This window comes from Bacillus fungorum (assembly GCF_002746455.1).
In the GTDB taxonomy this organism is placed as follows: domain Bacteria; phylum Bacillota; class Bacilli; order Bacillales; family Bacillaceae_G; genus Bacillus_A; species Bacillus_A fungorum.
Genome location: NZ_NWUW01000123.1, coordinates 1 through 1210, shown reverse-complemented (window position 1 = coordinate 1210; position 1210 = coordinate 1). Strand labels below are relative to the sequence as shown.

The window sequence follows — 1210 nt, the reverse complement described above, 5'->3', positions numbered from 1 at the left end:
TAAATAAGAAGAAGGCAATTATTGCGTTTTCTAAAGAATTAGAAGAAAAGTATATTGTTGCAATTGATGAAGCACCAGAAATGCAAGTAAGAGATTTCTTAATGGCTCCTCCGTATGGTCTCCCAATCTTAGAAGAATGGGCGAAGCCAATTTATGAAGAGATGTTAACAAGAAACTTGTTACAACCATTAAATGTGTATTTTGATAGGAATGAATTTACTTCTCTATCTATTGCGCAGGTAGTGCTAAAAGAAGAGGATTGTAAAGAGTTTTTATCAGAAATGATACGTACTGGAAAATGTCAGTTCCCGCAAGAAGGTACAGGTGAAAAAATCAATGAAATGAATGATTTAAATGAATACCTATTGGAATATTCGCCTGTCATGCTTGATAAGGTAACAAAATTAGATGAGCCTTTACATCAACCGATGAAAGAACAGGCATTATCTCATTTTGATACATACCAAAGACCATTATTCCCTGTACAGGCACATGTAGCAACAGGTGCAGCAAAAGCATTACAAGTACAAAAAGGAATCATTATACAAGGGGAAATGTCGTGCGGAAAAAGCGCAATCATGACAGCGACAGTAGATGGATATTTCCATTTAACAGGACAAAAGGGATATCGTACTTGCGTATTTGTTCCACCGACTCTAACTGAGAAGTGGGCAAAAGAAGAAATACGACACTTAATACCAGACGCAGAAGTACATCTGATTAAACGTACAGAGGATTTGATTCGCATTCATCAATCTTGGATCCAGGCTGGAAGACCAAAACCAGAAAAACCAACCTTCTTTGTCATAAGTTTTACTACAATGCGAGGGGATGCCATTAAACAGATGCCATTACCTTATAAGCAAATTGCACTTTCCAAGAAATCAGAGGAAGAGGTGCAAAGATATTATAAGAATGGATACTATTGTCCAGATTGTGGTGCTAAGTTACGTAAAAAAACGTCTTCTATTATGGTTCAACAAGCTAATGGTGAACAGAAAGAAGTCTGCCAGTATAAAGACTTTACAGGAAGTGACTTAGATTCGAAAACAAATAAAAACAGTGTATGTGCTGATTGTAATTCAAATATTTGGAGTCCAAAAGTAAAAACGAAATATGCAAGCTTTAAAGATTGGACCAAATATGAAAATAAATTAGTGCAAGCAATAAAAGAGGGAAATAAACCGCTGCAAAAACAACTAGAGTTAGA

At 35.7% G+C, this 1210-nt stretch carries 1 protein-coding gene; it reads left to right on the top strand.

Annotation, left to right across the window (positions count from 1 at the left end):
- On the top strand, nt 1-1210 hold a 1210-nt coding region (locus tag CO726_RS30950; protein ID WP_099686826.1), incomplete at both ends, for a hypothetical protein.